Source organism: Amycolatopsis anabasis, from assembly GCF_009765355.1.
In the GTDB taxonomy this organism is placed as follows: Bacteria; Actinomycetota; Actinomycetes; order Mycobacteriales; family Pseudonocardiaceae; genus Amycolatopsis; species Amycolatopsis anabasis.
In genome coordinates, this window is sequence record NZ_VTHK01000116.1 from 1 (window position 1) to 7,484 (window position 7,484).

General features: G+C 68.5%; 1 protein-coding gene. It reads right to left on the reverse strand.

The features are described from left to right. Positions 1–7,484 (reverse strand): type I polyketide synthase (locus tag FXO23_RS49760; RefSeq protein WP_246258621.1); only part of this gene is annotated, 7,484 nt, incomplete at both ends.

Genomic DNA, 7,484 nt, shown 5'->3' on the forward strand with positions numbered 1-7,484 from the left:
GCCGCGCCGTGGGTATGGGCCTCGGCCAGGGAGGTCATGAACCGGTCCAGCCCACCCTCATCCCGACGCAGCGTGCCCGTCACGGAAGCGGTGGTGCCGGTGTCGTCGATTGTTTCCTGCAGCCCGACCGTCACCACCGGATGCGAACTGACCTCCACGAACACCCGATACCCATCGGCCAACAGTTTGCGAGTCGCCTGCTCGAACTCGACGGTCTGCCGCAGGTTGCGGTACCAGTAATCCGCATCCAGCGTCGCGGTATCGATCGACTCACCGGTCAACGTCGAATAGAACGGGATCTGGGCCGACACCGGAGAAATCGGCTCCAGGACCTTGAGCAACTCGTCCTGGATCTGCTCCACCTGCACCGAATGCGACGCGTAGTCCACCGGCACCTTCCGAACCCGGACCCCATCGGCCTCACAAGCGGCGATCAACTCATCCAGGGCGCCAGGCTCACCAGAGACCACCACGGAACCCGGACCGTTGACCGCAGCCACCGACAGCCGCGCACCCCACGAGCCGATGCGCTCCCGCACCTTCTCCACCGGCTCGGCCACCGACACCATCCCACCCTCACCGGACAAGGCAGTCAGGGATTGACTGCGCAACGCCACCACCCGAGCGCCGTCCTCCAACGACAACCCACCCGCCACCACCGCGGCAGCGATCTCCCCCTGCGAATGCCCCACCACCGCCGCAGGCCGCACACCATGGCTACGCCACACCTCAGCCAACGACACCATCACCGCCCACAACGCAGGCTGCACCACATCCACCCGCTCCAACGACGGCGCACCGGGGACACCACGCAACACATCCAGCAGCGACCAATCCACAAAAGACTCCAACGCCGCAGCACACTCACCCAACCGCTCCGCGAACACCGGCGAAACATCCAACAACCCCAACGCCATCCCAGCCCACTGCGAACCCTGCCCCGGGAACACAAACACCACGTCACCAGAACCCTCGGCACTCGCCACCGGCGACTCACCACCCGCAACCGCATCCAAACCACGCAGGAAACCATCCCGATCACCAGCCACCACCGCCGCACGACAACCCAACGCAGCACGAGTCGAAGCCAGCGAATACGCCACATCCACAGCCGCAAGATCCGCATCGGATCGCACATGCGCGGCCAACCGCTGAGCTTGCGCCCGCACCGCCGACTCACTCTTCGCCGACAACACCCACGGCACCACGTCCAACTCGCGGCTAGGCGTCTCCTCGACAGCCGCCTCCTCGGGGGGAGCCTGCTCCAGGATCACGTGCGCATTGGTCCCACTGATCCCGAACGACGACACCCCAGCCCGACGCGGCCTACCCGCTTCCGGCCACGGAGTGGCCTCGGTCAGCAACTCCACGGCGCCAGCGGACCAATCCACATGCGACGAAGGCTCATCGATATGCAAACTCTGCGGCAGAACCCCGTGCCGCATCGCCAACACCATCTTCATCACACCAGCCACACCAGCAGCAGCCTGCGTATGACCGATATTCGACTTCACCGAACCCAGCCACAACGGCCGCTCCCGATCCTGACCATAGGTCGCCAAAAGCGCCTGCGCCTCGATCGGATCACCGAGAGTCGTACCGGTCCCGTGCGCCTCAACCGCATCTACCTGGTCAGACGACACTCGCGCATTCGCCAACGCCTGCCGAATCACCCGCTGCTGCGACGGACCATTCGGCGCAGTCAACCCATTCGACGCACCATCCTGATTCACCGCAGAACCACGCACCACAGCCAAAACCCGATGCCCATTACGCCGCGCATCCGACAACCGCTCCACCAGCAACAGGCCAACACCCTCGCCCCAGCCGGTGCCATCGGCCGCCTCGGCGAAGGACTTCGAGCGCCCGTCCGGCGCCAGGCCGCGCTGCCGGGAGAAGTCGATGAACGTCCCCGGGTTCGACATCACGGTCACCCCACCGGCCAGCGCGAGCGAACACTCACCAGACCGCAGCGACTGCGCCGCCAGGTGCAACGCCACCAACGACGACGAACACGCCGTATCCACCGTCACCGCCGGACCCTCAAAACCGAACACATAAGAAACCCGACCCGAGGCGACGCTTCCGGCACTACCGTTGCCGAGGTACGCCTCGGCGCCTTCCGCTACTTCGCCCGGCCGTACGGCGTAGTCGTGGTACATCACCCCCGCGAACACACCCGTGGCGCTGCCGCGAAGCGAAACCGGATCGATCCCGGCGCGCTCGAACACCTCCCAGGTCGTTTCCAGCAGCAGGCGCTGCTGGGGGTCCATCGCGAGCGCTTCGTGCGGGGAGATACCGAAGAACGCGGGGTCGAATTCCGCCGCGTCGTAGAGGAAACCGCCCTCGTTGGCGTAGCTGGTGCCCCGGTGTTCCGGATCCGGGTGGTACACCCGCTCGACGTCCCAGCCCCGATCGGCCGGGAACCCGGAAATCGCGTCCACGCCACCGGAGACCAGCTCCCACAGCTGTTCGGGCGAGCTGACGCCGCCGGGAAAACGGCACGCCATTCCCACGATCGCGATCGGGTCGTCCCCCACCGGCGCCATGGCGACCGGGGCAGCGACCCCGGCGTCCACGCCGAGCAGTTCGTCCCGCAGGTGCTGAGCGAGCGCGAGCGGGGTCGGATAGTCGAAGATCAGCGTGGCGGACAGCCGCAGGCCGGTCGACTCGTTCAGCCGGTTGCGCAGTTCCAGCGCGGTCAGCGAATCGAATCCCATTTCCTGGAACGCCTTGGTCGGCTCGACCTCGTCCGGGGAGGGATGGCCGAGTACCTGCGCGACCTCCTCGCGGACGATCGCGCGCACGGTGCGGTCTTGTTCCTCGCCGGGCATGGCGGCCAGGCGTTCGGCCAGTGACCCGCCGGAGCCGGTCGAACGCGCCACTCGGCGGGCCGGTGTCCGCACCAGGCCGCGGAAAGCGGCCGGAACGGCTCCGCCGGACTGCCGGACGACGGCGCCGAGATCCAGCGCCATGGGCGCCAGCACGGTCCGGCCTGCGCCGAGCGCGGCGTCGAACAGGGCGAGTCCGTCCTCTTCGGACAGTGGGCGAATCCCGCCCCGTGCCATCCGGGCACGATCGGAATCATCGAGTTCTCCGGCCATCCCGGACCGCGCCCAGGCACCCCAGGCCAGCGAGACCGCGGACAGGCCCTGCGCCCGGCGGTGCTGCGCGAGCGCGTCCAGGAGCGCGTTCGCGCACGCGTAGTTGCCCTGCCCCGGGCTACCCAGCACACCCGCGGCCGATGAGAACAGGACGAAGGCATCCAGGTCGAGATCACGGGTGAGCGTGTGCAGGTTCCACGCGGCACCGATCTTGGGCCGGGACACCGCGGCCATCCGCCCGGGATCGAGCGCTTCGATCACCCCGTCGTCCAGCACACCCGCGGCGTGCACCACCCCGCTCAGCGGATGTTCGGCCGGGATGTTCGCCAGCAGCCGGGCAACCTCGTCCGGGCTCGCCAAATCGCATGCCTCCACCGCGGCCCGGGCGCCCAGTCCGCCGAGTTCGGCCACCAGCTCCTCGGCACCGGGGGCCGCCTTGCCCCGGCGACTCGCCAGCACCAGGTGCCGGACACCGTGCTCGGTCACCAGGTGCCGGGCGAGCACCCGGCCGAGCCCACCGGTGGCACCGGTGAGCAACACCGTGCCTTCCGGTGCGAAGACCGGCGATCGCGTCGAACCGGGCTGCACCCGCTCCAGCCGCGGTGCCCGCGGCTCGCCGTCGCGCAGCGCGAGCTGCGGCTCGTCCGAGGCGAGCGCACTCGGCAACGCCCGGTACGAGGCGTCGCCGCGGTCGAGGTCCAGCAGCACGAACGCGCCGGGGTGCTCCGCTTGCGCCGACCGGACGAGGCCCCACACCCCGGCCGCCGCGATGTCCGGCACATCCTCGTCCGGGTCGACCGCGACGCCGCCGCGGGTGACGAGCACCAGCCGCGAATCCGCGAACCGCCCGTCCGCCAGCCAGTCTTGGAGGACCAGCAGCACATCGCTCGCCAGTCCCGGGTTCACCGCGCCGGAGACGCACTCCAGCAACACCACATCCGGGGCCTGGGCGCCGCCTTCGATCGCCGCACCGAGCGAGGTCGTGTCCGGGTAGCGGTCGATCACCACCTCGTCGTATCCGGCAACGCGCTCCAGGCCGCCACCGACGACGGCCCACCGCTGCACCGAACCGCGCACCGGCGCGGGCGGCCGGACCGCCGTCCAACCCAAGCCGAAAAGGGAACCGCCGAGCCGGGCCGCATTGGCCAGCCGGTCCGCCGACACCGGTCGCAGGACGAGTGAGTCGATCGAGGCGACCGGGGCGCCGGAGCCGTCGGCGAGCTGGAGGGAAACTCCGCCCGAAGCCGTGGGGGCGATCTTCACCCGGAGCGTGGTCGCGCCCGAAGCGAACAGGGTGACGCCGGTCCAGGCGAACGGCAACCGCGTCTCATCGGCTCCGGTGCCGGTGAAACCCAGCGCATGCAGTGCGGCGTCCAGCAAGGCCGGGTGCACGCCGAACCCCTCAGCTTCCCCGCCCTCGGGCAGGCTGACCTCGGCGAACACCTCGTCGCCGCGTTGCCAGGCCGCGGCCAAGCCCTGGAAGACCGGACCGTACGCCAGCCCCGCGGCGGCCAGGTCGGGATAGCGGTTCTCCACCGGCAACGCGACCGCGTCCCGCGGCGGCCACTCGGCCAGTGCGAATCCCGGCGTCCGGCCGCCGGATGAGACGACACCGGTCGCGTGCTGGGTCCACGGCTGCCCCGTCAATTCCTCCGGACGGGCGTAGATCCCGAGCGACCGCGTGCCGGACTCATCCGGCTCGCCGAGCTTGACCTGGACCTGAACACGACCGCGCTCGGGCAGCACGAGCGGCGCCTCGAGGGTCAGCTCGTCCAGCAGATCGCAACCGACCTGATCAGCGGCGCGCACGGCCAGCTCCACGAACCCGGTGCCGGGGAACAACACCGACCCCAGCACCGCATGATCGGCCAGCCAGGGCTGGGCCTCCGTGGACAACCTGCCGGTGAGCACCACCCCGTCGGAATCCGGCAACGACAGCGCGGCGCCCAGCAACGGGTGTTCCGCCGACGCCAAGCCCAGCTGCCGGGCGTCTCCGGTCGCACCCGGCGCCAGCCAGTAGCGTTGCCGCTGGAACGCATAGGTCGGCAGGTCCACCCTGCGGGCGCCCGTTCCGTCGAAGAACGCGGCCCAGTCCACTGGCGCGCCGTGGACGTGGAGCTTGGCAACGCCTTCGGTCAACGCCAGCGTCTCGTCTCGGTCCTTCCGCAGTGCGGGAACCAGCACCGCGCCGGTCGTGGTGAGGGAGTCGGCGATCATCGCGGTCAACGTGCTGCTCGGGCCGATCTCCACGAACCGGACCACGCCCCGGTCCTCCAGCACACGCACCCCGTCACAGAACCGCACCGCCTCCCGCACATGCCGAACCCAGTAATCCGCCGAATACTCCCCGACCAGCTCACCGGACACATTGGACACAACCGGGATCCGCGGCCGCCCGAAGTCGATCTGTTCGATGGCCCGGCGGAACTCCTCCAGCATGGGCTCCATATGCGGGGAATGGAACGCATGACTCACCCGCAGACGCTTGACCTGACGCCCCAGCCCCTCCCAATGCGCCGCGACCTCCAGCACCACATCCTCATCACCGGACACCACCACCGAATCCGGCGCATTCACCGCCGCAACACTCGCCCACGACTCCCTACCCACCAACAACGACCGCACCTCGACCTCGGTGGCCTGGACCGCCACCATCGCCCCACCCAAGGGCAACGCCTGCATCAGCTTGCCGCGCGCCGCCACCAACGCGGCCGCATCCGCCAACGACAACACTCCAGCCACATGCGCGGCCACCAGTTCGCCGATCGAATGCCCAGCCACGAAATCAGGAGTCACACCCCACGACTCAAGAAGACGGAACAGCGCAACCTCGACAGCAAACAAACCCGCCTGCGTCCACACCGTCTGATCCAGCAACTCACCACCGGCGAAAACAACGTCACGCACCGGCCGATCCAGATGCCGGTCCAGCTCGGCACACGCGGCATCGAACGCTGAGGCGAACACCGGATACTGCTCATACAGCTCCCGGCCCATCCCCGCACGCTGCGAACCCTGACCCGCGAACAAGAACGCCGACTTGCCCTTGACCGCAACACCCTCGACCACCCCGGCCACACCAGTTCCCTGAACCAGCGCATCCAGCCCGCGCACCAAATCGGCCCGGTCCGCACCCACCACCACAGCACGGTGCTCCAGCGCCGCACGAGTCGTCGCCAAGGACAACCCCACATCCACCGGCAGCTCATCATCCACATAGGACACCAGTCGCCGGGCTTGCTCCCGCAACGCCTCCGGGGTCTTGGCCGAGATCACCCATGGCACCGCGTCCAACTCGCGGCTAGGCGTCTCCTCGGCGGCCGTCTCCTCCGGCGCCTGCTCCAGGATCACGTGCGCATTGGTGCCGCTGATCCCGAATGACGACACCGCCGATCGACGTGGCCGATCCAGCTCCGGCCACGCCTTCGACTCGGTCAACAGCTCGACAGCGCCAGCCGACCAGTCCACATGCGACGAGGGCTCATCGATGTGCAGGCTCTGCGGCAGCACCCCGTGCCGCATCGCCAGCACCATCTTGATCACCCCGGCCACCCCGGCCGCGGCCTGCGTGTGACCGATGTTCGACTTGATCGAACCCAGCCACAACGGCCGCTCCGCAGGACGATCCTGGCCATAGGTAGCCAACAATGCCTGCGCTTCGATCGGATCGCCAAGAGTCGTTCCGGTCCCGTGCGCCTCCACCACGTCGACCTGATCCGCCGGAACCCGCGCGTTGGCCAACGCCTGGCGGATCACCCGCTGCTGCGACGGGCCATTCGGCGCGGTCAACCCATTCGACGCACCATCCTGATTCACCGCAGAACCACGCACCACACCAAGAACCTGGTGACCGTTCCGCCGAGCATCCGACAACCGCTCCAGCAACAGGAGCCCAACACCCTCGGAGAAACCGGCCCCGTCGGCCGACTCGGCGAACGATTTGCACCGGCCGTCCGCGGCAAGGCCCCGCTGGCGGGAGAAGTCTTCGAAGACCCCGGGGTTCGACAACACGGTCACCCCACCAGCCAGGGCCAGCGAGCACTCCCCCGACCGCAACGACTGCACCGCCAGATGCAACGCCACCAACGACGACGAACACGCCGTATCCACCGTCACCGCCGGACCCTCAAAACCGAAGAGGTAAGAAACCCGGCCCGAGGCGACGCTTCCGGCATTTCCGTTGCCGAGGTAGGCCGCAACGCTGTCCGGGACGGAATTCAGCCGGGCGGCATAATCGTGGTACATCACACCGGCGAACACACCCGTGGCACTGCCACGCAACGAAACCGGATCAATCCCAGCCCGCTCGAACACCTCCCACGACGTCTCCAGCAACAACCGCTGCTGCGGATCCATCGCCAACGCCTCACGCGGCGAAAT